This window comes from Mycetocola sp. CAN_C7 (assembly GCF_015752285.1).
Taxonomy (GTDB): Bacteria; Actinomycetota; Actinomycetes; order Actinomycetales; family Microbacteriaceae; genus Mycetocola_A.
On record NZ_JADOUY010000002.1, the window covers coordinates 384,885 to 411,629 of the forward strand.

21 protein-coding genes are annotated in these 26,745 nt (G+C 65.1%); 8 read left to right on the forward strand and 13 right to left on the reverse strand.

The window, feature by feature from the left end:
- Positions 1-56: 56 nt before the first annotated feature.
- From acnA to dut, 4 genes are all read right to left on the reverse strand, one after another.
- Positions 57-2,867, reverse strand: coding sequence for an aconitate hydratase AcnA (gene acnA, locus IWX78_RS05505; RefSeq protein WP_196832478.1), 2,811 nt, complete (start codon positions 2,865-2,867; stop codon positions 57-59).
- Between the two features lie 157 nt (positions 2,868-3,024).
- A complete protein-coding gene (locus IWX78_RS05510; protein WP_196832480.1) occupies positions 3,025-3,756 on the reverse strand; it encodes a DUF3159 domain-containing protein in 732 nt (243 codons plus the stop codon).
- An 11-nt stretch (positions 3,757-3,767) separates the two neighbouring features.
- A complete protein-coding gene (locus IWX78_RS05515; protein ID WP_196832481.1) occupies positions 3,768-4,460 on the reverse strand; it encodes a DUF3710 domain-containing protein in 693 nt (230 codons plus the stop codon).
- Complete coding sequence (gene dut, locus IWX78_RS05520) at positions 4,457-4,915, reverse strand: dUTP diphosphatase (RefSeq protein ID WP_196832483.1); 459 nt, start codon at positions 4,913-4,915, stop codon at positions 4,457-4,459. Before dut ends, IWX78_RS05515 begins: the two co-directional genes overlap by 4 nt.
- Positions 4,916-4,954: 39 nt before the next feature.
- On the opposite strand from dut, the gene IWX78_RS05525 reads away from it, so the two are divergent.
- Positions 4,955-5,419, forward strand: a complete 465-nt coding sequence (locus IWX78_RS05525) for a DUF3093 domain-containing protein (RefSeq protein WP_196832485.1) — start codon at positions 4,955-4,957, stop codon at positions 5,417-5,419.
- Here the strand turns inward: IWX78_RS05525 and IWX78_RS05530 are convergent.
- Positions 5,416-5,709 (reverse strand): DUF4193 domain-containing protein, encoded by a 294-nt coding sequence (locus tag IWX78_RS05530; RefSeq protein ID WP_196832487.1) that lies wholly within the window; start codon positions 5,707-5,709, stop codon positions 5,416-5,418. The genes IWX78_RS05525 and IWX78_RS05530 overlap by 4 nt on opposite strands.
- A gap of 200 nt (positions 5,710-5,909) precedes the next feature.
- Between IWX78_RS05530 and sepH the strand changes: the two genes are divergently transcribed.
- Positions 5,910-6,989: a septation protein SepH gene (gene sepH, locus IWX78_RS05535; protein WP_196832489.1), complete on the forward strand. Its 1,080-nt coding sequence runs from the start codon at positions 5,910-5,912 to the stop codon at positions 6,987-6,989.
- Between the two features lie 125 nt (positions 6,990-7,114).
- Here sepH and IWX78_RS05540 read toward each other — a convergent pair whose 3' ends face one another.
- On the reverse strand, positions 7,115-8,254 hold the full coding sequence (locus IWX78_RS05540) for an alkaline phosphatase family protein (RefSeq protein WP_196832491.1): 1,140 nt from the start codon (positions 8,252-8,254) through the stop codon (positions 7,115-7,117).
- 80 nt (positions 8,255-8,334) lie between these two features.
- Between IWX78_RS05540 and IWX78_RS05545 the strand changes: the two genes are divergently transcribed.
- On the forward strand, positions 8,335-10,806 hold the full coding sequence (locus tag IWX78_RS05545) for a DNA gyrase/topoisomerase IV subunit A (protein ID WP_196832493.1): 2,472 nt from the start codon (positions 8,335-8,337) through the stop codon (positions 10,804-10,806).
- A gap of 226 nt (positions 10,807-11,032) precedes the next feature.
- Here the strand turns inward: IWX78_RS05545 and IWX78_RS05550 are convergent, their stop codons facing one another.
- Positions 11,033-13,123 carry a DNA gyrase/topoisomerase IV subunit B gene (locus tag IWX78_RS05550; RefSeq protein WP_196832740.1) on the reverse strand — a complete coding sequence of 697 codons (2,091 nt, stop codon included), beginning with the start codon at positions 13,121-13,123 and terminating at the stop codon, positions 11,033-11,035.
- A 163-nt stretch (positions 13,124-13,286) separates the two neighbouring features.
- Here IWX78_RS05550 and IWX78_RS05555 point away from each other — a divergent pair, with 163 nt between their 5' ends.
- Together IWX78_RS05555 and IWX78_RS05560 are read left to right on the forward strand one after the other, a co-directional pair.
- Positions 13,287-13,532: a DUF7455 domain-containing protein gene (locus IWX78_RS05555; protein WP_196832495.1), complete on the forward strand. Its 246-nt coding sequence runs from the start codon at positions 13,287-13,289 to the stop codon at positions 13,530-13,532.
- A gap of 131 nt (positions 13,533-13,663) precedes the next feature.
- Positions 13,664-14,743: a DNA polymerase IV gene (locus tag IWX78_RS05560; protein WP_442929212.1), complete on the forward strand. Its 1,080-nt coding sequence runs from the start codon at positions 13,664-13,666 to the stop codon at positions 14,741-14,743.
- Between the two features lie 60 nt (positions 14,744-14,803).
- On the opposite strand, the gene IWX78_RS05565 is transcribed toward IWX78_RS05560, so the two are convergent.
- From IWX78_RS05565 to IWX78_RS05585, 5 genes are all read right to left on the reverse strand, one after another.
- Positions 14,804-15,526 (reverse strand): type 1 glutamine amidotransferase, encoded by a 723-nt coding sequence (locus IWX78_RS05565; RefSeq protein WP_196832497.1) that lies wholly within the window; start codon positions 15,524-15,526, stop codon positions 14,804-14,806.
- A complete protein-coding gene (locus IWX78_RS05570) occupies positions 15,523-16,827 on the reverse strand; it encodes a Mur ligase family protein (RefSeq protein WP_196832499.1) in 1,305 nt (434 codons plus the stop codon). Before IWX78_RS05570 ends, IWX78_RS05565 begins: the two co-directional genes overlap by 4 nt.
- A complete protein-coding gene (locus IWX78_RS05575) occupies positions 16,811-18,130 on the reverse strand; it encodes an RNA polymerase sigma factor (protein WP_196832501.1) in 1,320 nt (439 codons plus the stop codon). The genes IWX78_RS05570 and IWX78_RS05575 overlap by 17 nt, the downstream gene beginning before the upstream one ends.
- Before the next feature lie 213 nt (positions 18,131-18,343).
- Entirely contained in the window at positions 18,344-19,663 is a 1,320-nt protein-coding gene (locus IWX78_RS05580; protein WP_196832503.1) for an MFS transporter, read from the reverse strand.
- Positions 19,664-19,685: 22 nt separating this feature from the next.
- Positions 19,686-20,624 carry a proteasome assembly chaperone family protein gene (locus IWX78_RS05585; protein ID WP_196832505.1) on the reverse strand — a complete coding sequence of 313 codons (939 nt, stop codon included), beginning with the start codon at positions 20,622-20,624 and terminating at the stop codon, positions 19,686-19,688.
- Positions 20,625-20,725: 101 nt separating this feature from the next.
- Between IWX78_RS05585 and IWX78_RS05590 the strand changes: the two genes are divergently transcribed.
- From IWX78_RS05590 to sucB, 3 genes are all read left to right on the forward strand, one after another.
- A complete protein-coding gene (locus tag IWX78_RS05590; protein ID WP_196832507.1) occupies positions 20,726-22,231 on the forward strand; it encodes a leucyl aminopeptidase in 1,506 nt (501 codons plus the stop codon).
- A 95-nt stretch (positions 22,232-22,326) separates the two neighbouring features.
- A complete protein-coding gene (lpdA, locus tag IWX78_RS05595; RefSeq protein WP_196832509.1) occupies positions 22,327-23,700 on the forward strand; it encodes a dihydrolipoyl dehydrogenase in 1,374 nt (457 codons plus the stop codon).
- A 69-nt stretch (positions 23,701-23,769) separates the two neighbouring features.
- On the forward strand, positions 23,770-25,260 hold the full coding sequence (sucB, locus tag IWX78_RS05600; protein WP_196832511.1) for a 2-oxoglutarate dehydrogenase, E2 component, dihydrolipoamide succinyltransferase: 1,491 nt from the start codon (positions 23,770-23,772) through the stop codon (positions 25,258-25,260).
- On the opposite strand, the gene IWX78_RS05605 is transcribed toward sucB, so the two are convergent.
- Complete coding sequence (locus IWX78_RS05605; RefSeq protein ID WP_196832512.1) at positions 25,257-26,705, reverse strand: hypothetical protein; 1,449 nt, start codon at positions 26,703-26,705, stop codon at positions 25,257-25,259. The genes sucB and IWX78_RS05605 overlap by 4 nt on opposite strands.
- Positions 26,706-26,745 lie beyond the last annotated feature (40 nt).

Below are 26,745 nucleotides of genomic sequence, written 5' to 3' on the forward strand. Positions count from 1 at the left end.
GGCACCCCTCCGCGATTCCTGATGAATCGCGGAGGGGTGCACGTCGTGGTATGTGCCTAGACCAGGCTGCGCAGCACGTACTGCAAAATGCCACCGTTGCGGTAGTAGTCGGCCTCACCGGGGGTGTCGATCCGCACGACGGCATCGAACTCGACGGTCTGCTTGCCTGCTGCCGAGTGCTCGGTGGGCTCGGCGACGACGTGGACTGTCTTCGGGGTCGTCCCCGCGTTGAGCTCGTCGAGACCCGAGATCGAGATCGACTCGGTACCGTCGAGACCCAGCGACTCCCAGCTCTCGCCGACCGGGAACTGGAGCGGGACGACGCCCATCCCGATGAGGTTCGAGCGGTGGATCCGCTCGAAGCTCTCAGTGATGACGGCCTTCACTCCGAGGAGGCTGGTGCCCTTCGCTGCCCAGTCGCGCGATGAGCCCGAACCGTACTCCTTGCCGCCGAGGATGACGAGAGGGGTGCCGGCTTCCTGGTAGTTCTGCGAGGCGTCGTAGATGAACGACTGGGGGGCATCCGCCTGGGTGTAGTCGCGGGTGTACCCACCCTCGACGCCATCGAGGAGCTGGTTCTTGAGGCGGATGTTGGCGAAGGTGCCGCGGATCATCACCTCGTGGTTTCCACGGCGCGAGCCGTATGAGTTGAAGTCCTTGCGGTCGATGCCGTGGTCAGTCAGGTACCGGCCGGCGGGGCTGTCGGCCTTGATCGATCCTGCGGGGCTGATGTGGTCGGTGGTGACCGAGTCGCCGAGCTTCGCCAGCACGCGAGCGCCGGTGATGTTTGCGACGGGGGTGGTCTCCATCGTCATGCCTTCGAAATACGGAGGCTTGCGCACGTAAGTGGACTCGGCATCCCAGTCGAAGGTGTTTCCTGCAGGGGTCGGCAGCGAACGCCAGCGCTCGTCACCTTCGAAGACGGAGGCGTACTCGTGGGTGAACATGTCGGTGTCGATCGACGTGTCGATCGTCTGCTGCACCTCGGCGGCATCCGGCCAGATGTCCTTGAGGAAGACGTCATTGCCGTCATGGTCGGTCCCGAGAGCATCCGTCTCGAAGTCGAAGTTCATCGAACCAGCGAGAGCGTATGCGATGACCAGGGGCGGGCTGGCCAGGTAATTCATCTTCACGTCCGGGTTGATCCGGCCTTCGAAGTTGCGGTTACCGGACAGCACAGCGGTGACGGCCAGATCGTTGTCGTTGATCGCAGCGGACACCTCGTCGAGAAGCGGGCCCGAGTTGCCGATGCAGGTGGTGCAGCCGTAGCCGACGGTGTAGAAGCCGAGGGCCTCGAGGTCGTCGGTGAGTCCGGCCTTCGCGTAGTAATCGGTGACCACCTTGGAGCCCGGCGCCAGCGTCGTCTTGACCCAGGGCTTCGAGGTGAGGCCCTTCTTCGCGGCATTGCGGGCGAGCAGGCCCGCAGCGAGCATCACAGACGGGTTCGACGTGTTGGTACACGACGTGATCGCGGCGATCGTGACGGCGCCGTGGTCGAGCGTGAACGACGAACCGTCCTCGAGGGTGACCCGGCTGGGCTTCGACGCGGTCGACGGAGCGTGGCTGTGGTGGTGGTGCGTGTGCGTGCTCTGGCCGTTCTCCGGGGTGTTCCCTGGAGGGTCGGATGCCGGAAAGGACTCGGCGATCTCGAGATCGACGAGATCGTGGTCGATCTCGGCGTAGTTGTTCAGGTCGAGCTCGAACTGGTCCTTCGACCGGCTGAGTTCGATGCGGTCCTGCGGGCGCTTCGGGCCGGCGATGGACGGAACGACGGTGGACAGGTCGAGCTCGAGGTATTCACTGAATACCGGTTCGATGGCCGGGTCGTGCCACAGGCCCTGGATCTTCGAGTATTCCTCGACGAGCTTCACTTGCTCTTCGCTGCGACCGGTGAGTCGGAGGTATCCGAGGGTGACGTCGTCGATCGGGAACATGGCGGCAGTCGAGCCGAACTCGGGGCTCATGTTGCCGATGGTTGCGCGGTTTGCCAGCGGAACCTCAGCGACACCCTCGCCGTAGAACTCGACGAATTTGCCGACGACGCCGTGCTCACGGAGTTTCTGCGTGATGGTGAGGACCACGTCGGTCGCGGTCACGCCGGTCGGGATGGCGCCGGACAGCTTGAAACCGACAACCTTCGGGATGAGCATCGAAACGGGCTGGCCGAGCATGGCCGCCTCGGCTTCGATTCCGCCGACGCCCCAGCCGAGCACGCCGAGGCCGTTGACCATCGTGGTGTGCGAGTCGGTACCGACGAGGGTGTCGGGATAAGCCTGAAGGGCGCCGTCGACTGTGCGGGTGTAGGTGACACGGGCCAGGTACTCGATGTTCACCTGGTGAACGATGCCGGTTCCTGGCGGAACCACCTTGAAGTCTTCGAACGCGGTCTGTCCCCAGCGGAGGAACTGATACCGCTCACCGTTGCGCTCGTACTCGATCTCGACGTTGCGCTCGAGGGCATCCTCGGTTCCGAACAGGTCGGCGATGACCGAGTGGTCGATGACGAGCTCGGCAGGAGCGAGCGGGTTGATCTTGGTGGGGTCGCCGCCGAGCTCGGCCACGGCCTCACGCATGGTCGCCAGGTCGACGATGCACGGCACACCGGTGAAGTCCTGCATCACAACGCGCGCGGGTGTGAACTGGATCTCCGTGTCGGGTTCTGCGGTCGGAACCCAGCTGCCGAGTGTGCGGATCTGATCGGCGGTGACGTTCTTGCCGTCTTCGGTGCGCAGGAGGTTCTCGAGGAGAACCTTGAGGCTGAACGGGAGCTTCTCCGAACCCTCGACGGAATCCAGGCGGAAGATCTCATAGTCGGTGCCCCCGACTGAGAGTGTGTTTTTCGCCCCAAAGCTGTTTACGGTAGACACGTGGCCTTCTCCTTCGTTGGCACAGGCACGAACTCGCCTGCCATAGGTCAATAGTGGTTTCCCGACCGCGTGCGTGGCTAGCAAGGCGAACCTAACCAGCACTGCAGGAATCAGCGGGAAAACCGACCCGATTTATCTCGATGTCGAGATAACTCTATCAGGCTGACGCTGGCAGCTTGCGGTACACCGCGCGCACGACGAGCCACGTCAGAATGAGCAGCGGCGCGTACAGCGGGATACCCATGAGAAGTTTGGTCGCTGCAAGCCACTCCACGTTCCCGGCGAGATAGAGGGGCAGTTGCACGGCCAGGCGCAGGATGAACATCCCCGCCCAGCACAGGGTCAGGATGACGAAGACCCTCCGTTTGATGGCGACACGCCTCCAGGCGGTCCCCTCGTTCATGAGGTAGCCGGCGATGAGCCCGATCAGCGGCCACCCGACGGCGATCGAGATGAGCAGGGCGGCGGCGTAGGCGCCGTTGGTCACGAAACCCAGAACGAAATTGTCTTCAGGCCGGTTGGTGAGCAGGGCGAGTGCCGCGGAGGCGCCTGCCGCGATCAGCCCACCGAGTGCTGATGACACCGGCGTCTTCTGTACCAACCGGAGGACAGTGAAAACGGCAGCAACGCCAACGGAGATGCCGAGTGCGAGCGGAAGATTCTGGTCCACCGTGTAGACGAGGAGAAAGAGAAGGCCGGGAACAGTGGCTTCGACGATGCCCCGGATTCCCCCCATGGCCTCCAGGAGGACCTTGCCGTTCGGCTTGTCCGCGTTCGCGAGCGCGCCGAGCCCAGACTTCTGGGCTGCTCCCCCGATCGCAGCGGCCAGCGCCTCTGCGGTTTCGGGTTCTGCCGGTTTGCTGGATTCGTCCTGTGGGTGACCTGTCATCGCGGTGTCGATCAGTCGGTCGGTGTCGCCGACGCCGGCATCTTCAACGGAATGAGATCGCGTGGCGGCATCGGGGATGAGCCGCGGACGACGACGATACTGCGGAAGAGGTCTTCAACCCTGGCGGCGGCGGCCGGGTCGGTTGCGCCCTCTCCTGCGATGACTCCGCGAAGGAACCAACGGGGGCCGTCCACACCGACGAATCGGGCGATGCGCATTCCCGCGCTGCCCTCTGCTCCCTGAACGACGGGGACTTCCGCGATGAGTTCCGGCCCGAAGACGCCGTCGCGCTCCGTTGCGGTACCACCCTGCTTCGCGATCTGCTCCTGGATCTGCACGCGCGTTTCGTTCCAGAGACCTGTGCTCCTCGGGGCGGCGAATGGCTGCACCTGCAGCGTCGAACCGGCGTAGTCCAACCCGACGGCGACGATGCGTTTCGTGCTCTCCTCGACCTCAAGGCGCAGGTTCAGTCCTTCACGCGGCAGGATCTTCACCCCGCCGAGATCGATGTATGGTCGGACGGAGTTTGCCTCCGCTTCATCGAGCGGGCCTTCGGTCTCGCGGTCTTCCGGTGCCGACTTCGACAGGTCGGTACCGGCCTCCTCGCTGTCGCCATCCGTGGTCGCCAGTTCAGCGTCGACCGCGGGCGTCTCGAGGTCGGCGTCCGTGACCTCGATCTCGGCGTTCTTCTTTTTCCTGCTCATGTCTGGAGTCCTGTCTGTCGCGTGCTGTAGCCGGTCGAGCCGAAACCCTGCTCGCCGCGAAGGCTTCCCGGCAGCGTCTCAACGGGCACGAAACGCGCTTTGCTGACCGGCATGACGATCATCTGCGCGATCCGGTCTCCCGGTTCGATCGTGTACGGGGCCGACTGATCGGTGTTGAGAAGTGTGACCTTGATCTCACCGCGGTACCCGGCGTCGACGGTCCCTGGGGCATTGACGATGGTGATGCCGTGCTTCGACGCGAGGCCCGACCGTGGAACGACGAATGCCACATAGCCGTCCGGCAGGGCGATCGAGACGCCGGTTCCCACCATCGCGCGTTCCCCTGGGCCGAGCGTCAGGGCATCCGTCGATTTCAGATCGGCGCCTGCGTCGCCGGGGTGGGCGTATGCCGGGAGCTCCGGGGCGATAATGAGTACGTCAACGCTTTCGGTCACGTGTCGAGGGTAGTGCAGAAGTATGAATGAGATGAGCCGATGACCCCATATCGTGAACGTTTGTGGCCTGCGCCCTGGATGCTGATCGCCACGGCTCTCGTCATCCCTGCGAGCCTGCTCGTGCTCGCCCCGATTTCGTTCCCGGCCGGGGTGGTCACCGCTCTCGTCCTGTACGGCGGGTGCGTCGCCCTGCTCGTACTCGGAGCCCCGACGATCGAAGTTCGCGACGGGATGCTGCGCGCCGGCCGCGCATCGATCCCGCTGTCGGAGATCGGTGAGCCGTCTGCGTTCACCGGCGAGGAGGCCTCACTGGAGCGCGGGCAGCGGCTCGACGTGCGGGCGTGGCTTCTTATCCGCGGATCGATCGACCCCGTCGTGACCGTGCCGATCACGGACCCGGCCGACCCGACGCCATACTGGCTGCTGTCGACGCGTCGCCCACGAGAACTGGCCGCCGCGATCGTGAGATCGCAACGGCCAGATGATGCCCAGGTGGGTCGTTAGGCTGCGCACTCCGCGCAGATCGGTCCCAGCTTCGACTCGTGGTCGATCTGCGAGCGGTGCTTCACCAGGAAACAGTTCACGCAGGTGAACTCGTCAGCCTGAGGCGGGAGAACGACGACGTCGAGATCGAGGTCGGAGAGGTCCGCACCCGGAAGATCGAAACCGCCCGGGTTGTCGGCGTCATCGTTGTCGACAGAACCCGACAGCTTGTCTGGAACGCGCTCCTTGAGGGCCTCGATCGACTCCGAATCATCGTCGGTCTTGCGGGGGGCGTCGTAATCCGTTGCCATGTCCATCCACTTCTTATGTCATCGTCCGATCGCTGTCGGCGGCGATAGTTTGCATCATCGCGACCTGAATAGCAAACCGGCGCGGGTCCGGCTGTCGCCACTGCAATCAGAACCCACGGCACGCCCACGGTATTCCCGGCGAAACGGCCAAGCCGTGTCACCATTTAGCTAACAAATCGCAGCCTGAGAGGCAGTTGATCATGCACGACTTGAAAGTCATTGGTGTCGAGGACGGCGCGCTCATTGCCGCCACCGAGAGTGGGGAGCGTTTCCGCCTGCTCATCGACGAGGTGCTGCAGTCGCACGTGCGACGCAGTCGCCAGGATCCGTCGACCGCGCCGAAGCTCAGCCCCCGCGAGGTGCAGGCGCACATCCGGTCGGGATTGTCCGCGGAGGAGGTCGCCCGCCTCACTGGAGCGGATGTCGAGTACATCCAGCGATTTGAGGGACCGGTTCTCGCCGAGCGCGAACACATCGTGGGAGCGGCGCTCGCCGTGCAGGTCCTGACCGCGATCGAACCGACCACCGATGAGGACGACTCCACGTTCGGTTCTGCCATTCGCGCGAGACTCGAGTCACTCGGGGCCAGCGACGAGCGCTGGACGAGCTGGAAGGAAGCCGGCGGCGGCTGGACCGTGAAGCTGTCGTTCACCGCCGGCTCCATCGACCATGATGCCCGGTGGAGTTTCGAGCCCAAGAAACAGGCGCTCGCTCCGCTCAACGGCGAGGCGGTGACCTTGTCCAAGCAGGGTGAGCTGCCCACCGTGCTCATCCCCCGGCTCCGCGCGGTTGAGCGCGATGACGCCCACCCGGACGACAGCCGGTTCGACAGCGGAGCTTTCAACTTCCGCGACGCCAGTGACAACGGAGACTTCAGCCCGCACATCGAGATCGTCGCGCGCCCGCAGTCCTCGTCGAAAGAGGCAGCGGCCGCGGCGATCAACCGTGCCGAAGACCCCGGTGCGCAGTCCAACCAGACGGCAGACCTGCTCGAAGCGCTGAGGAAGCGCCGGGGCGAACGCGAATCGGCGCACCGGCCGGACGACGAGTCTTCTGCTCACTCGTCACCCCGGCTCGTCGACGTTCCACTCGACTTCGAAGCACTCGGCGACGAGTCCGCTCCTGACAAGCCGTCACCGACACCGTCATCGGCACCCCCATCGGCCGCCGCTCAGCCGTCGTCGGTCGGTTCAGCGTCCGGAACACGTCAGAAGCGCGGCCGCACTGCGATGCCGTCGTGGGACGAGATCGTGTTCGGCGCGCGGACCGACGAGGACTGACGCTCCGGGGCCACTGGTCCCCTGAGGTCCGGGCGTCGGGAGATCCAGGCGTTCGGGAGTGAACTGCCGCGATTCGTCGCCCACGAACAACCGGGGCGACGATTCACGGCAACTCGGGCCGTCCCTCAGCGCTGGAACGCCCCGAGTCTGACCAGCGGCACGATGCGTTCGTCCGGTGTGAGCGACCCGTGCTGCCCGATCATGTTGCGCGCCGACTGGTCCGCCGGGCGGGAGTCGTAATAGACGACCCGCTTGCGTGCGGCGATGAGCACGTCACCGATGCGTGGGAGAACCGTGTCGTCGACCTCGCCGAACAGGCCGGCGGCGACGGCATCCTGGCGTGACGCCACCCAGGCGCGTTCACCCTCGCTCTGTTCCCACACGCCGGCCAGCGCAGCACGGTCGGCGTCCGTGGCATCCGGGTCGAGATAGAGGTGCAGGCACCGGGGTTCGCCGCCGACATGCCTGACCCCAGCGATGAGTTCAGGGACCTGGTCGAAGAGGATGTGTGCGGAGTGCGGCACGTCGATCGATCCGTGATCGGCGGTCACGAGAACGCCGACCCGTGGCGGCAGGGAGCGGGTGAACGACTGCAACTCGGCATCGACGGCTTCGAGGGCACCCAACCACTGCGGCGACTCCCAGCCGTATTGATGGGACGCTTTGTCGAGCTCGGGGATATAGAGGTAGGTGAGCGACGGCTCACCGGTCGCCAGAATCGCGCGGGTCTCGGCGAATCGCTCGCCAAGAGAGTTCGCCCCCCGATACCGCGCACCACGAAGAACGGCCCGAGTGAAACCCGACGTCTGGAACCGCGCAGGACCGACGGCGAAACTGCGGATGCCGTCTGCCGCTGCCCTTTCGAACACCGTCGGCTGGCGCTGCCAGCTTTCGGGGCGCATCCCGTCGTCCCACCCGGTGAGCTGATTCACCAGCCGGTCACGTGCTGGATCCAGGGTGCGGTAGCCGACGAGCCCGTGCTGCCCAGGCATCGTCCCGGTTGTCAGGGTGGTCAGGGCTGCAGCGGTGGTCGTCGGAAACACCGACGTGACGGCCTCGCGAGGGTGGGAGGCGAGGAACCGTGCGTGACCGGCCCGGGCGGCCAGCTGTGAGCGGCCGAGCCCGTCGACCACCACGACCACCACGCTGCGCACCGCGCTGAGGTCGAGATCATTGGTTTCGCCCGCGAGTGCTCGCACCGAATTCGGCAGAACATCGGCAAGGCTCCGGGCGCCGGCTTTCTCGGTGGGTAGCATGGTGGCCATCCGGGCAATTCTGGCACAACCGCGACGCGGTCGCCGGTTCCCCGGCCTCGACGCCCTGCCCCTTCCCGAAGAAACTCCGGATGCCCCGCTCACAGACACCACCGCCAGCAGACGACGTCACCGAACGCATCGAAGACGTCGATGTCTCCGTCGAGATGCAGGGTTCGTTCCTCGAGTACGCCTACTCGGTGATTTACTCGCGAGCACTGCCGGATGCCCGCGACGGTCTCAAACCCGTTCAGCGACGCATCCTGTACATGATGACCGACATGGGGCTCCGTCCTGACCGTGGGCATGTGAAGTCCGCCCGGGTCGTTGGCGAGGTGATGGGCAAGCTTCACCCACACGGCGACTCGGCCATTTACGACACGCTCGTGCGGCTCGCCCAGCCGTTCACGCTGCGCGTGCCGCTCATCGATGGGCACGGCAACTTCGGCTCCCTCGACGACGGCCCGGCCGCTGCCCGGTATACCGAGGCGAGGCTCGAAGCCGCAGCGCTGGCGATGACCGACGAGCTCGACGAAGATGTCGTCGACTTCGTTCCCAACTACGACAATCAGCTGACGCAGCCCGACGTGCTGCCTGCCGCGTTCCCCAACCTCCTCGTCAACGGCGCGAGCGGAATCGCCGTCGGCATGGCGACGAATATGGCGCCGCACAACCTCATCGAAGTGATCGGCGCTGCGCGGCATCTGTTGTCGCATCCGAACGCCACCCTCGACGACCTGATGGAATACGTTCCTGGCCCTGACCTGCCCACCGGCGGAACCATTGTGGGTCTCGACGGGATCAAAGATGCCTACGCGACGGGACGCGGAAGTTTCAAAACTCGGGCGAAGGTGAGCATCGAAAGTCTGTCGGCCCGCAAGAGCGGCCTCATCGTGACAGAGCTTCCATACCTGGTCGGCCCCGAGCGCGTGATCGAGAAGATCAAGGACGGCGTCACCAACAAGAAGCTCAGTGGCATCTCGGACGTCACCGATCTCACCGACCGCAAGCACGGGCTCCGGCTCGTGATCGGGATCAAGACCGGGTTCAGCCCGCAAGCCGTCCTCGAGCAGCTGTACCGGTACACGCCCCTCGAAGACGGTTTCAGTATGAACAACGTCGCTCTCGTCGGCGGCGGACCGCAGACACTGGGCCTGCGCGAGCTTCTTCAGGTGTACGTCGATCACCGCATCGAGGTCGTCACCCGGCGGTCGGCGTTCCGGCTGGCTCGGCGCAAGGAACGACTGCACCTCGTCGAGGGGATGCTCATCGCCATCCTCGACATCGACGAAGTCATCCAGGTCATTCGCGCGAGCGACGACACCGATCAGGCCCGGACGCGGCTGATCGACGTCTTCGACCTGTCTGTACCCCAGGCTGAGTACATCCTCGAGCTGCGGTTGCGTCGCCTCACCCGTTTCTCCCGCATCGAACTCGAAACCGAGCGAGACAAACTCAAGGCCGAGATCGCCGATCTCGAGCGACTCCTCGGCAGCCAGGCGCTCATCCGCAAACAGGTCTCCGACGAACTCGCCGACGTCGCCGAGCGCTTCGGCACCCCGCGACGGACTCTGCTCACCGAAGCACGCCCGAGTATCGCGACGGCGGCATCCCGACGCCAGCCTGCGCAGCTCGAGGTCGCAGACACCCCGTGCCGGGTGTTCCTCAGCACGACGGGTCGAGCAGTGCGCATCGACAGGGTCGAGGGCGAAGAGATACCCGGCCCCGAGCGGGCTCGTCGGCGCAGCAAGCACGATGCGATCCGGGCCGTTCTCGACACGACATCCCGCACCGAGATCGGAGCGGTGACCTCCCTGGGTCGGCTGATCAGGTTCACCGCCGTCGACCTGCCCGTCGTGCCATCGAACTCCCTGCAGCTTGCAGCCGGTGTGAAGATCGCCGATTACCTGGCTTTGCCCAACAAGGCTGAACGGGTACTCGCACTCGTCTCTCTCGACAGCAGCGAACCGATCGCACTCGGAACCCGGCTCGGCGTGGTGAAACGGGTCACCCCGGGCGATTGGCCGAACAAGCCCGATTTCGAACTCATCGGGCTCAAGCCCTCCGACGAGGTCATCGGGGCCGCGGCCGCCCCGGACTCGGCTGAACTGGTCTTCGTCAGCTCGGCAGCGCAGTTGCTGCACTTCCCGGCGTCAGCTGTTCGACCACAGGGCCGCGCCGCCGGCGGAATGACCGGCATGAACCTTACTGCAGACACGCACGTGCTCTTCTTCGGAGCCGTCGACCCCGGAGCCGAGAATGTCGTGACGACGGTTTCGGTGGCATCCGGAACAATCCTGGGCACCGATCCCGGCCGCGCCAAGGTCTCGTTCTTCTCCGAGTTCCCGGCGAAGGGTCGGGCGACGGGCGGCGTTCGGGCGCACGCCTTCCTCAAGGGTGAAGACGGCCTGTCTCTTGCCTGGGTGGGCCCGGCGCCGGCTCACGCGGTGGGCGTCGACGGTTCCGCTCGCACGCTCCCCGAAGCCGGGGCGAAGCGCGACGGGTCCGGAACGGCGATCGACTCCATCATCGGCTCTATCGGCGCGGAGATCGCGACGGCCTGATCGGCTGGGTGACCTGAACGAACGGATGCCGCGGCGACGGCGAGGACCGTTCGTTCGACTCGCGGCTTCATCCGTCGCGACCGTCGGGTTTTGGCCGTCACAACCGTCATACGTGACGGATGAGCGGCGGCACTCTGTGGATGCGACGATTCATCCGTCGCGAATGTCGGGTTCGGGCCGTCGCGACTGTCAGACGCGACGGATGAATCCCGCGTCGCGCCGGACGCTACGCGTCGATACGGTCGCGGTTCAGTCGGTCCGAACTTTCGACGATGAATTCCTTGCGCGGGGCGACATCATTGCCCATGAGCAACTCGAACACATGTGCTGCCTGTTCCGCGTCACCGACCTGCACCCGGCGAAGGGTGCGGTGTTTACGGTCCATCGTCGTTGTCGCGAGCTGGTCGGCATCCATCTCGCCGAGTCCCTTGTATCGCTGGATGGGTTCCTTGTATCGCCGGTTCGACTTCTTCAACTTCGCCAGGAGGGTGTGGAGTTCCTGCTCCGAGTACGTGTAGATGGTCTCGTTGGGCTTCGAACCGGAGTTCATCACGACGACCCGGTGCAACGGCGGGACGGCCGCGAACACCCGGCCCTCGGTGATCATGGGTCGCATGTAGCGGAAGAACAACGTCAGCAGCAGGGTGCGGATGTGGGCGCCGTCGACATCTGCGTCACTCATGATGATCACCTTGCCGTACCGCGCCGCCGAGATATCGAAGCTGCGGCCGGAACCGGCACCGATGACCTGGATGATGGCGGCGCACTCTGCGTTCGAGAGCATGTCGGAGACCGACGCCTTCTGCACGTTGAGGATCTTGCCGCGGATCGGGAGCAACGCCTGGAACTCGCTGTCCCTGGCGTTCTTCGCCGTTCCGAGGGCAGAGTCGCCCTCGACGATCATCAGTTCACTGTTGGCGACGTCGTTGCTGCGGCAGTCGACGAGCTTGGCCGGGAGTGACGAGCTCTCCAACGCGTTCTTGCGCCGTTGCGTCTCTTTGTGGGCCCGGGCGGAGATCCGGGACTTCATCTCGGAGACCACTTTGTCGAGCACGAGGGCGGTCTGCGCCTTGTCGTCGCGCTTCGCGGAGCCGAAACGCTCCTTGAGGGCGCTCGTCACCACGCTCGCCACGATGCTGCGGGCAGCAGGCGTGCCCAGGATCTCCTTGGTCTGACCCTCGAACTGCGGCTCAGGCAGCCGAACGGTGAGCACGGCGGTGAGACCGGCGAGCACGTCGTCCTTCTCGAGTTTGTCCGACCCGACCTTGAGCCGTCGCGCATTCTGCTCGACCTGCTGGCGGAGGAACTTCAGCAGCCCCTGTTCGAAACCGAGCTGATGCGTCCCGCCCTTCGGCGTCGCGATGATGTTGACGAAGCTTTTCGCGACGGTGTCGTACCCGGTGCCCCAGCGGAGGGCGATGTCGACTTCGCAGGTGCGCTGCAGCTCAGTGGGAACCATGGCGCCGGAATCGGTCAGCACCGGCACGGTCTCGGTGAACGTACCGCTGCCGTGAAGACGCCAGGTGTCCGTGACCGCTGTGTCTGTTGCGAGGTGCTCGACGAACTCGGAGATTCCGCCCTCGTACTGGAACAGGTGGGTGTCGGCGTCTGTGGTCTCGCCGGCGCGGCGGTCCTCGATGGTGAGACCGAGACCGGGAATGAGGAACGCCGTCTGACGTGCACGCCCGATGAGGTCATCCATCTGGAACGCGGCACCCTTGGTGAAGATCTGCCGGTCGGCCCAGTAGCGAACACGGGAACCCGTGACGCCCTTCTTGACCTTGCCGACCACGCGGAGTTCGCTCCCGAACTCGAACGGCGTGAACGGAGCATCCGGGCTCGGCTCTCCGCTGTCGGTGAAGATTCCCGGCTCGCCGCGGTGGAACGACATCGCCCAGGTCTTGCCGTCGCGGTCGACCTCGACATCGAGCCGTTCGCTCAATGCGTTGACGACGGATGCACCGACACCGTGAAGCCCACCGGATGCCGCGTACGAACCCGACCCGAACTTTCCTCCGGCGTGCAGCTTGGTGAACACCACCTCGACGCCACTCAGCCCGGTCTTCGGTTCGATGTCGACAGGGATGCCTCGGGCGCGGTCGCGCACTTCGACGCTCCCGTCTTCGTGCAGGACGACGTTGATGTGGTCGCCGTGGCCGCCGAGCGCCTCGTCGACCGAGTTGTCGATGATCTCCCACAGGCAGTGCATGAGGCCGCGGGAGTCGGTTGAGCCGATGTACATCCCGGGACGTTTACGCACCGCTTCCAGTCCCTCGAGGACGGAAAGATGGCGGGCGGAATAGTCGGAACTCACAATATTCAAGCCTACCGACGAAGCCGGGAACGGCCGGAAGTGACACGATTTCGGGGACTACCCGTACGCGTACAGCGAAATAGCCGGCCGGATAGGAAGATATCCAGCATCGCGTGGTTTCATTAGGGGACAACAGATGCTTGCACGCCAAGGTCAGGAGGAGCTCATGTCATCAGGAGAACACGGTACCGGTCGAGTTGAAACCGGCAGTGTCGACACCCTTGAGCCGCAGCTGACCGCCGCAGACCGCTGCGACAGCTGTGGAGCACAGGCTTACATCCGTGTCGTTGTGAACAGTGGCGAACTGCTGTTCTGCGCGCACCACGGCAAGAAGTACCAGGACAAGCTGTCGGCGATCGCCCACAGCTGGCACGACGAGTCGTCGAGGCTCCTCAACGACCAGCGCGCCTGACCCGGCAACGTCCGAAACGACCGAAAGCCGTCGCCCGATCCGGGCGGCGGCTTTTTGTCTGCCCGGTGTCGGCCTGCCCGGACCCGGCCGCTCCTCTAGGCAGAACGGCGCACCGACGGCAGACTGGTCGCGTGAGTTCAGAGCGCGAACCGTGGGTGCTGCACGTTGACCTCGACCAGTTCATCGCTGCCGTCGAAGTGCTACGGCATCCTGAACTGGCCGGCATTCCGGTGATCGTCGGAGGACGCGGCGACCCCACCGAGCGTGCCGTCGTGTCTACTGCCTCGTACGAGGCCCGCGCGTTCGGTGTTCGATCCGGGATGCCCCTGCGAATCGCAGCCCGTAAGGTGCCGGACGCGGTGCTCCTGCCCGTCGACGCAGACACGTACACGGCGGCGTCGCGGGAGGTGATGGCAACACTGCGCGAGCAGCCGGGTGCGCGGGTGCAGGTGTTGGGCTGGGATGAGGCGTTTCTCGGGATCGAAAGCGATGACCCCGAGGCCTATGCGCTGCAGGTCCGACGAGCGGTCCTCGAGCGCACGCGGCTGCACTGCAGCGTAGGCATCGGTGACACCCTCGTCCGGGCCAAAGTGGCGACCGGATTCGGCAAACCGCAGGGGGTGTTCCGGCTGACTGCCGCGAACTGGCTGGAAGTGATGGGCGACAGGCCGACCATCGATCTGTGGGGTGTCGGATCGAAGATCTCCCGTCGACTTTCCGGGCTCGACATCGTCACGGTCGCCGATCTCGCTGCCGCAGGGGCGGAGAAGCTGGTTACGGAGTTCGGTCCGAAGATGGGGCCCTGGTATCGTCAGCTGGCGCGGGGTGAGGGCGGCCGTGTGGTCGACGACACACCGTGGGTGGCCCGCGGTCACAGCAGGGAGACGACCTACCAGCAGGACCTGGTCACATCCGATGAGGTTCAGACGGCGGCGCGCGAACTGGTAGCCCGCGTTCTCGAGGACGTCGCGGCTGAATCACGCCCCGTCATCGGTCTCACACTTAAGGTGCGGTATGTGCCGTTCGTCACCCGGGTTTTCACGAAGAAGATCCCGCAGACCGTCGACCAGGAGGTCGTACGTGCCCGGGCGCTTGACCTCGTCGCCCGGATCGAGGAGGGCAGACCGATCCGCCTGCTCGGCTTCCGCGCCGAAATGACTCTGCCTGACGACGCTCGTGACGGACACACACCGATCAGGAGCGGCTGGTGACCTCCACCAGGGCTGACACCCGGCCCCGGCGAATGCGGGGGCCAGATGCCGACCAGACGGTCAGGCTGCTGGCAGCTTCGCGAGGAGGATGTTGCGGGCGAGGTCGACGACCTGGTCGAGGTCGGCGTGCTCGGGACCTGGACGGTAGTCCTCCCCCGCACGCTGCGCCGCCAGACGGATGAGGTGATCAGCCATCGTCGGGTTGAGCACGAGGAAAGGCCCGTGACAGTGGGTGCCGAGGCTGTTGCGCACGACGGCGCCGTCGGTGCCGTCTCCGTTACCGAATCCGTTCCTGACCCGCCCCAGCGGCTTCTGATCAGGCAGACCGGTGTAGGTGGATGTGTGATTCTCGGTACCGATCAGCAGACCGAAATCGCTCTGGATGGCGAACGCCTCTGTGATGATCCGGCGCGACGTGTTGTCGACCGAACCTCCGAACACGCCTGCCCCGGGAATGACCTCGGTGGGGCTCAACCGGACGGATGCGGAGAGCAGATGGAATCCGGCTCCGGCCGCCACCATCACCACGCCGTCGTCAGACCAGGCCCGCAGCGTTGGCGCGATCCGCTCCACGTCAGACGCGATCGAACGCACGGCGCTCGACGATCCCGTACCGATGAGCACGATGTCGGCGGATGCCGGAAGCTCGCTCCCCGGGGAGTAGCTGAGCTCCTCGACGTCGAGACCAGCGAGGCGCATTCGCCGAACAAGAGCTGTGCGGTTGCCGACATCGCCGTTCAGCGACAGATCGGTGGGGTAGAGCTCGAGGACTCGGATCGTCATGCAGCACCCGCTTCCAGGTCCTTGTAGCCGAGGTATCGGCGGGTGGCCATCATCTGGTCGTAGTCGAGGAAGAAGGTGTGGCGACCGCTGGCGGGAACGGGGCCATCCAGCATCCTCTGAACTGCCTTCGTGACGTCAGGCTCGATGACACCGAAGTCCTTGCCTTCGTAGGCGAGCCGCAGCGCGACGAATGCGCCCTTCGGCCCGGAGATCACGTCGACGTGGTCGAGACGGCTGAGGTCGGCAGCGTAGAGCCATGACGGATCCTTGCTCGATTCGTCGTACGCGAAGAGCACCGAATCCGGGGTGCCCTGCAGGTAGTCGAGGTTGAGCTGCAGGCTCGCGAGATTCTTCAGCATGAGGATCTCGATCTCGACGCCGTCGACCGTGAGGATTTCTCCACGCCCGTAGACCGTCTTCGTGGTCTGGACCGCGGAGACAGCCTTGGCGATGTCGAACTTCGGTCCGAGGTTGCGAGCGGCAAGAGTGAACGCCGCGGCGATGTCGACCGCGTAGTGGATGCCGCGCGACGGCATCCGAACGTCGTGAATGGTGTCACCGAACCTGATTTTCGCGTCGTATCCGTCTGCGTGCACCACTTCGGCGACCGCGTGGCGGAGCTCGGCGGCCGCAGCGCCGGAGAAGTCCCTGGCAGACACCTGACCGTGCGGGGCTGACGCCTGTACCTCGGGAGTCACCCCGAAGTATTCGACGGCGAGCCGGCCCTCGGCCTCGAGTTCGCTACCGAGCGTTCCGAGGAAGTTGTCGTCACGGTTCAGCACGATCGATGACCCGATCTCGGCGGCGATGCCTCGGAACATCTGAGCGACCTTGTCTGGTTCACCGAACCGGTAGATCTGGTCGACGAGCAGGTTGAGGATCACGGCCGTGTCCGGCTTGAGCTGACGGGCGATGACCGCACCGTAGCCCTCATCGATTTCGAGGATGGCGATGTCCGCATCCATCCGGCCGGTCAGTGACGTCTCAGCGAGCATCGCCGATGCGATGCCCTGGGGCATGTTCGCACCGGATGGGTTCGTGAAGACCCGCAGTCCGTGTTCGCGCATGATCGCTGACAGCAGATTCGTCGTCGTCGACTTGCCGTTCGACCCGAGGACGAAGACGACACCATACGGAAGCTGCGACGCCACATCACGCATGACGTTCGGTGCGAGCTTCTGGACGACGACGCCGGGCATCGCACTGCCACCGCCGCGCAGGCGCGTAGCGAAACGCGTCAGGCGGCCGGCGAGGATGGGAAGGACGTAGTGCAGACCGGTCGGTTTACTCAAGGTAGTCACGAAGCGACTGCGACCGCGACGGGTGGCGCAGCTTCGCCATCGTCTTCGACTCGATCTGGCGGATCCGTTCGCGCGTCACGCCGAAGGTGTCACCGATCTGGTCGAGGGTCTTCGGCATACCGTCACCGAGACCGAAGCGCATCCGGATGACGCCGGCCTCACGCTCGCTCAGGGAGTCGAGCAGGCTCTCCAGCTGCTTCTGCAACATGGTGAACCCGACCGCGTCAGCAGGCACGACAGCTTCGGTGTCTTCGATCAGGTCACCGAATTCGCTGTCACCGTCTTCACCGAGCGGGGTGTGCAGCGAAATCGGTTCGCGACCGTACTTCTGCACCTCGATGACCTTCTCGGGGGTCATGTCGAGTTCGCGGCTCAGCTCTTCAGGCGTGGGTTCGCGACCCAGGTCCTGCAGCATCTGGCGCTGGACACGGGCGAGCTTGTTGATGACCTCGACCATGTGCACCGGGATGCGGATGGTCCTGGCCTGGTCGGCCATGGCACGGGTGATCGCCTGACGGATCCACCAGGTGGCGTAGGTGGAGAACTTGAACCCCTTGGTGTAGTCGAACTTCTCGACGGCACGGATGAGGCCCAGGTTGCCTTCCTGGATCAGGTCGAGGAACTGCATTCCACGACCGGTGTATCGCTTGGCGAGCGAGACGACGAGCCGCAGGTTGGCTCCGAGCAGGTGGCTCTTCGCGCGTGCGCCATCCTTGGCGACCCACTGCAGTTCGCGACCAAGCTGCGTGCGCTTCTCGGTGTCATCCATTTGCGAGAGCTTGTCTTCGGCGAAGAGACCAGCCTCGATCCGCATGGCGAGCTCGACTTCTTCGGCCGCGTTGAGGAGAGCGACCTTTCCGATCTGCTTGAGGTAGTCCTTGACAGGGTCGGCGGTTGCGCCGGTGATCGCTGACGAGTAGACGGGTACTTCGTCCTCGTCGTCGACGAGCGACAGCACGAGGGCACCCTGAGGGAGTGCTTCAGCCTCTTCGGCCTTCTTCTTGCGGGCTTCTTCGGCTTCGTCGCGTTCGGCATCCGTCTGATCGACGTGCACCTCTTCGTCGTGCTCGTCTGCCTTCTTCTTGGCAGGGCCACGTTTCGCGGGCGCCTTCGCCGGCGCCTTCGCGGCCGGAGCGTCAGTCTCTGCAGCTTTCTTCGCAGCTGCTGCCTTCGTCGTGGTCTTGGCAGGTGCCTTCTTTGCTGGCGCCTTCTTCGCGGGAGTCGTCTCCGCGGACTTCGTTGCGGCCTTCGTTGCCGTCTGTGGATCTTCCGTTGCCGAAGTTTGTGCGGCCTTGGTGGCCATGGGAGCACCTTTCAGTCCCGGAGCGCCGCTGTCACGGACGAGCGCTGAGGGCCCAGATTGTTTTCGGACATTACTAAGACCCATGTCAAGTCTTTGCGCTGGGCACGCCTCGGGAGGCGGCGGCAGAACGGACTTGAACGGGTCCTTACTTCACATTATGTCACGGTTTGTGGGAACCGAGAGCCACGGTGCGCTGAGAGGCACTGGCGGCCTCTACGGGTGACGGCGCCGAAAAGCTTCCATGGCTGCAACCCAGAGAGGCCCCACCTGTATTCCCTCTTCCTCAATGATTCTCCGACGGGTCCGTCGCCGGGCGAGCAACAGCATGACGACGCCGAAACCGATGACGAGGTACTGCACGAGGAAGGCGAGCCGGAACGACTCCAGGCTGTACAGCTCGCCGGTCGATGCGCCGGGACCTGCCTGCGAGTCGAGAATGAGCCCGATGAAGAACATCATGATGAAACTGGCCATGAAACCGCCGACGTTGACCACACCGTTCGCGGATCCGAGGACCCGAACCGGGTTGAAGGTGCGGGCGAAATCGAACCCGATGAGCGACCCGGGGCCACCGGCACCGAGAACAACGAGCAGCACGACGAGAAGCCAGAACGGCGGGCTGCCCGGCCAGAGCAGCAAAGCGGTCCATGCGGTGCCGATCGCAAGTACGATGCCGAGCACGAGGTTGCTCCTGCGGTAGGGGTACCGGGCGCAGAGCAGGCCGAGCAACGGACCGATCAGCACCCCGGATGCCACGACGACGAGCAACATCGATGCGGCCAGCGGTTCGCTGAGCCCCAGTCCGTAGACCATGAACGGATATCCCCACAGGAGCGAGAACACGGTTCCGGATGACTGCGTGACGTAGTGCGCCCAGAAACCCAGTTGGGTGCCGGGTCTCCGGAAGCTTGCGGCCAGCTGGGTCAACGCCTCACGAAGGCTCGACGCGCGATGGGCTTCGGTCGAACCGGCGGGGCTGTCCCTGATCACGGCGAGGGCGAGAACCAGGCCCAGTGCGACGAGGGAAGCTGCGGCGAGGAACGCAGGGGTCCAGCCTGCTGAGTGCAGAAGCCACGCGAACGGGATCGCCGACAGGATCTGTCCGGCCTGGCCGAGGTTCCCCATCCACTGCGACAACTGCGGAACGACCGGTCCTGAGAACCACGACGTCACCAGGCGCATGACAGACACGAAGATGGCCGCGTCTCCTGCTCCGACCAGAACCCGCCCGATCACCGCGACGGAAATGGTCGGCGCGAATGCCAGGACCACCTGGCCGACGACGAGGAAGCTGAGGCCGGCAGCGATCAGAACGCGAGGTCCGAGCCGGTCGATCAGCACGCCGACCGGGACCTGAAGCGCTGCGTAGACGACGAGCTGCAGCACAGCAAGAGAGGAGAACGCCGACGCGGATGCATCGAACCGTTCGACCGCTGAGACCCCTGCCACGCCGAGGGTGGACCGCTGCATGACTGCGGTGATGTAGGCGAAGACCCCAACCCAGAAGACGAGCCAGGATTTCGCGGAATTCACCTGACCAGCCTACGCCCACCCATCAGGCGGGCAGGCCGCCGGGCGCATTCCGTTCGTCAGGTCCTTTGCGACCGGCGAGGAACTTCTCGAGTTCGGCGGCGATCTCGTCAGCGGACGGCAGCGAACCGTCGGAGTCGGTGAGGGGCGACTTCAGCGCGCTTCCCTCCATGTAGGTGTCATAGCGCTCTTCCAGCGTGCCGACCAGGCGCTTCAGCTCGTCGTTTCCGCCGACCTGCTCATCGATGCGGGAGACGAACTCCCTTCCTTCTTCGCGGAGCTCGTCCGTGGGCAGGATCAGCCCGGTTGCGGCGCTGATGCTGTCGATGGCGGCGATCGCGGCCGTCGGGTATTCGGTGTCTGCAAGGTAGTGCGGGATGAGCAGAGCAAAGCCGGCAACCCCTGAACCCCGTTCGGCGAGCCGGTATTCGAGAAGGTGAAGCACGTTCGACGGCACCTGGGTGTGCGGCCGCCAGACGCTCATCGACTCGATGAGCTCCTCACGCGTTCCGCTTACGGTGACCCCGATCGGTCGGGTGTGCGGGACCGGCATCGGAATCGCGTGGACCCACGTGGTCCTCGCGACGCGGAAACGGTCGACGAGGCCCAGCACGTCGCGAACGAATCGTTCCCAGAGAAAATCGGGTTCGTATCCGGTGAGGAGCAGGAAGGGATGATGCAGGTCGTCATAGGCCAGCGAGATCTGGAGCCGCGGCGGCGTGTACTCGGTCAGATGGTCCTGGTCGAAGTAGATGATCGGGCGTCGAGCCCGGTAGTCGAGGAGGAGATCGTTGTCGAAGATCGCGACGGGTTCACTCTCGAATGCGCCCTGCGAATACTCATTGAACTGGCCAGCGGCCCCACCGGCATCCGAAAATCCGGTGAGAGACACGACGAGGTCGAGACCGTCAGGAACGTCGGATGCCGCTGCCGTCAGCTCGAACAGATCGTCGGTAACACTCATACATCCACTCTAATCGGCGACGGGAACACCCGAGCCGTGCCGGCGCACGCGCTCAGCGAACAGGGGAAGGTGCTCTGAGGCGCGCGTCTACCATGGGAGGCATGTCTGTCCCCGCGCTCTCCGTGTCCTCCTCCCCCGCCATCGAATCCTCGGCCGACGTGCTCGTCGTCGGCGCACTGAGCTCCGGCTCGGCCGCTGTGCTCCACGCGGTGTCCGGGTTCGAATCACTCGGCGACCACTTCGCCTCGATCGGGGTAACCGGAGCCGCAGACCAGTTGGTCCGCGTTCCCGGATCCGTCGGTTCTGCGGGAAGCATCGCCGTCATCGGCATCGGCCGTCAGGCAGACGAGAACAGTTTGCGCAACGCCGCGGGATCGGCCGTGCGTCAGCTCGCCGGGGCGGGCACCGTTGCATTCGCGTTCCCGACGTCGTCTGCGAGCGACGTCGAGGCGATCCTCGAGGGCGCCGCTCTCGGCGGCTACACGTTCAGTGCCTATCGCTCGTCGACGCTCGACTCGGTGAAGCCCGGTGTCACGGCCGTCACCGTTCACCTCGCTGACACGGTCGGTGACGCGGACTCCTTCGCCGCCGCTGTCAGCCGGTCGGTCATCGTCGCGGAGGAAGTCGCCAGGGTCAAGGATCTCGTGAACACCCCTCCGAGCGATCTCTACCCCGAGACGCTCGCCGCAGCGGCAGCCGATGCCGTCGCCGAACTGCCGATCGAGGTCACAACGTGGGATGACGACGCACTCGCCGCCGATGGATTCGGCGGGATTCTCGGCGTCGGCCAGGGGTCCGACCGCGGACCGCGTCTCGTGAAGCTCGCCTACGACCCGTCCGGCGCAACGAAGCACCTCGCTCTCGTCGGTAAGGGCATCACTTTCGACACCGGTGGACTGTCGCTCAAGCCGCCGGCATCCATGGTTGGCATGAAATACGACATGACCGGTGCAGCATCCGTGCTCGCCGTCGTCGCAGCGGTGGCGCGACTCGAGCTGCCCGTGCGGGTCACGGCGTGGCTGTGCATCGCCGAGAACATGCCGTCGGGATCGGCGCTTCGCCCGAACGACGTCCTCCGAATTCGGGGCGGCAAGACCGTCGAGGTGACCAATACGGATGCCGAGGGCCGGCTGGTCATGGCGGACGGTCTCGTTGCTGCGAGCGAAGAGCATCCCGATGTCATCATCGACATCGCCACCCTCACCGGCGCGGCCGTCGTCGCACTGGGCAAGCGCTACACCGGGGTGATGGGTGACGACGTCGTCGTCGACCAGGTCCTCGACGCTGCCCGTGGCGCCGGCGAGCCGATGTGGGCGATGCCGTTCGCCGAAGAGCTCACCTCCGTGCTGCGCTCTGACGTCGCCGACCTCGCGAATGCGAAGCTCGGCAACACCGCAGGCGGGATGCTCGTCGCCGGAGTGTTCCTGCGCGAGTTCATCGGCAAGCAGAGTGACGCAGACGGCGCACCCACGATTCCGTGGGCACACCTCGACATCGCCGGCCCCGCAAACAACCCGGATAGCCCCTACGGCTTCACCGCAGGTGGGCCGAGTGGGGTGGGCGTGCGCACGCTCGTCAAGGTGGCCGAACAGATTGGTCGCCCGTAGTAAGGTCGTATGGGCTAGTCAGCCCCCAACCGTCGCCAGCTCGAACCCGTGTCGGCGGCATCAGCACGAACCCAGATGCACGAGGGAGAAGCTCAGTGTCGGAGCAGAATTTTGACATCGTTATTCTCGGTGGTGGAAGTGGCGGATACGCAGCAGCATTGCGCGCGTCAGAGCTTGGTTTCACCGTCGGACTTGTAGAGAAGGACAAGCTCGGGGGCACCTGCCTGCACCGCGGCTGCATCCCGACGAAAGCGCTCCTGCACTCAGCAGAGGTAGCGGATGTGTCACGCGAGTCGTCCAAGTACGGAGTGAACACCACCTTCGACGGAATCGACATCGCCGGTGTGACCGCCTACCGCGAGGGCATCGTCGCGAAGAAGTACAAGGGCCTTCAGGGACTGATCAAGGCTCGAGGAATCACCGTCGTCGAAGGCGAAGGTCGACTGACCTCCCCGACGACGGTCCAGGTCGGAGACACGACCGTCACCGGTAAGAACGTCATCCTGGCCACCGGCTCGTACAGCCGATCCCTCCCCGGCCTGGAGATCGGCGGGCGCGTCATCACGAGCGAGCAGGCACTCCAGCTGGACTTCATCCCGAAGAAGGTCGCCGTCCTCGGCGGCGGCGTGATCGGTGTCGAGTTCGCGAGCGTCTGGAAGTCGTTCGGCTCGGACGTCACCATCATCGAGGCACTCCCCCACCTCGTCCCGAACGAAGACGAAGCCATGTCGAAGGGTCTCGAGCGTGCATTCCGCAAGCGCGGGATCAACTACTCGCTCGGCGTCCGTTTCAAGGGCGTGACCCAGGATGAGAACGGCGTTGTGATCACGCTCGAAGACGGCAAGACCATCGACGCCGAGCTTCTGCTCGTTGCCGTCGGTCGTGGTCCGTCGACGGCCAACCTCGGCTACGAAGAAGTCGGCGTCACCATCGACCGCGGATTCGTGATCACGAACGACCGCCTCGAAACCAACATCCCCGGCCTGTACGCCGTCGGCGACATCGTCCCCGGCCTTCAGCTCGCTCACCGCGGATTCCAGCAGGGAATCTTCGCGGTCGAAGAGATCGCCGGCCTCAAGCCGGTGCTCATTCCCGACGTGAATATCCCGAAGATCACCTACTGCGACCCCGAGGTCGCGTCGGTGGGCCTCACCGAGGCGAAGGCCGCTGAACAGTACGGCGCTGACAAGATCACCGCGTATGAGTTCAACCTCGCCGGCAACGGCAAGAGCGAGATCATCGGGACCAGCGGAAACGTGAAGGTCATCCGGGTCAACGACGGCCCCGTCATCGGCGTGCACATGATCGGCGCCCGCGTGGGCGAACTGATCACCGAAGGACAGCTGGCGGTGAACTGGGAGGCATACCCCGAGGACCTCGCTCCTCTGATCCACGCACACCCGACGCAGAGCGAAGCTCTCGGCGAAGCGTTCCTTCATCTGGCGGGCAAGCCGCTCCACGCACTGTAGGTCGCGCCCGCCCGGGTGCGATCGAACTAAGCTACATACGTAAGAACTGGTTTCAAAGGAGACAAGGTCATGGCAGAATCCGTAAGCCTTCCGGCGCTCGGCGAGAGTGTTACCGAGGGTACGGTCACCCGCTGGCTGAAGAACGTGGGAGATCGGGTGGAGGTCGACGAGCCGTTGCTCGAGGTATCAACCGACAAGGTCGACACCGAGATCCCCTCGCCGGTCGCTGGTGTGATCGAAGAGATCCTCGTTCAGGAAGACGAAACCGTCGAGGTCGGCACCGCGCTCGTGAAGATCGGCGACGGTTCGTCGTCAGGTGGCGACGAGCCGGCGGATGAGGCTCCCGCCGAAGAAGCTCCCACCGAGGAAGCTCCTGCGGAAGAGGCCCCGGCCGACGAAACCCCCGCCGAGCAGCCAGCGGCAGAGTCGCAGGAAGAAGCGGCCCCCGCCGTCGAGCCGTCGACCGAGGTCCCTGAAGAAGCCGAAGCACCTGCGGAGGGCGACAGCGCTCCGGCAGACGCCCCCGCTCCCCCTGCGCCGGCTGCGCCAGCGCCTGCTCCCGCAGCTTCGTCTGCACCTGCGCCTGCCCCGGCAGCGCCGTCGGCTCCGGCACCGGCTGCTGCTCCTGCTGCACCCGCAGCTCCCGCCCCGTCAGGAGAATCTCTCGGCAGCGGGTACGTGACTCCGCTGGTCCGTCGACTGGCCAACCAGCAGGGCGTCGACCTGTCGACGATCACCGGAACCGGAGTCGGCGGACGCATCCGCAAGGAAGACGTTCTCCAGGCAGGCGAAGCAGCAGCCTCGTCGAGCGCGCCCGCCAAGGCCGCCCCGCTCGAGGTGTCGCCGTTGCGCGGAACCACACAGCCGATGTCTCGCCTCCGTAAGGTCGTCGCTGAGCGAGCGGTCATCTCGATGCAGACTTCGGCGCAGCTGACCAGCGTCGTCGAGGTGGATGTCACGAATATCGCCACCCTGCGCGACCGGGTCAAGGCTGACTTCCACTCGAAGACCGGCTCCAAGCTGTCGTTCCTGCCGTTCTTTGCTCTTGCCGCCGCTGAGGCGCTGAAGGCGTACCCGGTGGTCAACGCGACCATCGACGGCGACTCGATCGTCTACCCCGAGCACGAGAACATGAGCATCGCAGTCGACACCGAGCGCGGACTCCTCACGCCAGTCGTCCGCAACGCCAGCGACCTGAACCTCGCCGAGCTGGCCGGTCAGATCGCCGATCTTGCCGAGCGGACGCGCGACAACAAGCTCAAGCCAGACGAATTGGCCGGTGGCACCTTCACCCTCACGAACACGGGCTCGCGTGGCGCGCTGTTCGACACTCCTGTCGTCTTCCTGCCCCAGGTCGCGATTCTCGGCACGGGGATCGTCACGAAGCGACCCGTCGTCGTCAAGGCTGCAGGGCAGGAAGCCATCGCGATCCGTTCCATGGTCTACCTCGCACTGTCGTACGACCACAGGATCGTCGACGGGGCCGATGCCTCACGGTTCCTCGTCGCGGTGAAGAACCGGCTCGAAGAGGGCAACTTCGAGGCCGACCTCGGAATCTAGTCCGCCTCGAACAGATCACGCAGACGCCAGCCGGTGTCCGTTCTCACCACGAGAACGAGCACCGGCTGGCGTTTCGCTGTGTCGGGGACAGCTCGGAGGAGGACCGCATCGCCATGGGCCTGGACCAGCTCGATAGTCTTTCGCGAGCCAACCGAGACGAGCAGCGCACGGTCATCGGTGCCGTTGGTGAGCGTGTGCCGATCCATGACGTCGACTGCTGATTCTCTTTCTGCATAGCCGCTCACACACACGGTCGTTGTTGATTCCTTGTTGCTCGCGGACGCCACACACTGCGCGCGAATCGCCAGCAGCGCAACCGTAGCGGCCACCGGATCGTCTGTGGAGAGAGCGGTCGCCTCGTCGGCACCGACCGATGGTGTCGATGTCGATGTCGATGTCGGCGTGTCCGTGGCAGGCGGCGGGCTCGACTCGCTGCCGGTCGATCTCGTCGTCTCGCCCGTGGTCGACGAACCCATCGGTGGAATCACCCACAACCCTGCACAGAGCACCAGGACCAGGACACCGACACCGACACCGATCATCAGCGCCCTGCCGCGGGCGACGCGTCGAAGAAAATCTCCGAGGCCGTAACTCTTCAGAGGGCGCCGCCGTCTGGCCGTCAGCGGCAGTGTGGCTACCGCCCTCCACAGCGCGGTCAGGCCACGGCTCGCCTCCGTGCGGGCTGAGGTCACATCGCCAGGCAGTGCCGAGGCGTGCCGATCAGCCACGAGGACCACAGGAAGGGCAGGGGCGATTGCGAAGATGCGGCACTCCAACTCCATCGCAAGCGCAGTGGCGGAACCGTGTTCTCCAGCTGGATCGAGCCAGGTCGCGATCTCTGCGAGAGCCGACTGAGCGGTTGCGTCGTTCACAACCTCGGAAACTGCCCGCAAGACGGCCCCGATGGCACGGAAGTCGTCCTCTGCTCCGGAAGACAGCCTCACTCCGCCGTCTCCGCGTGGCCGGTCGACCGGATCGACACGGCTGCTTTCCAGCCCACCGATCACCGGGCGACCATCCGACGTGAAATGGATCGTCGCTGCAGTCAGCCTGCCGTGGACGCGCCCTGCCGCGTGAATGGCGGCGACGCCGGCGACGAACGGGGCAAGGATGGTGACCGCTTCGCCCGCCGAGATCGAGGCCCGGGAGGCGAGAAGGGTGGCCAGGGTCCAGTCGGTTGCCTCGGTCACGAGGAGAATTCGCCCGTCTGCCAGAGTCGCGACATCCCACAATTCGACGACATGGGACGACCGGATTCGGGAGTGGGCGTCGATTCGCCTGGTGAGGGCATCGCCGGTCGTGGCGATCGTCAGCAGTGCTGTCTCGGCGGTCGAGTCGTTCTCGCTCCTGGCAAGCCAGGTGATATTGCCGTCGCTGCGGGCGACCTGGCGCAGGAGACGGTAGCCGCCCACGGCGGTGCCAGGGGCCGGAAAGATCTGGGTCATCCGGCCATCGTCATCGGCGCCGGCCGGCTGGTCGGCGCCC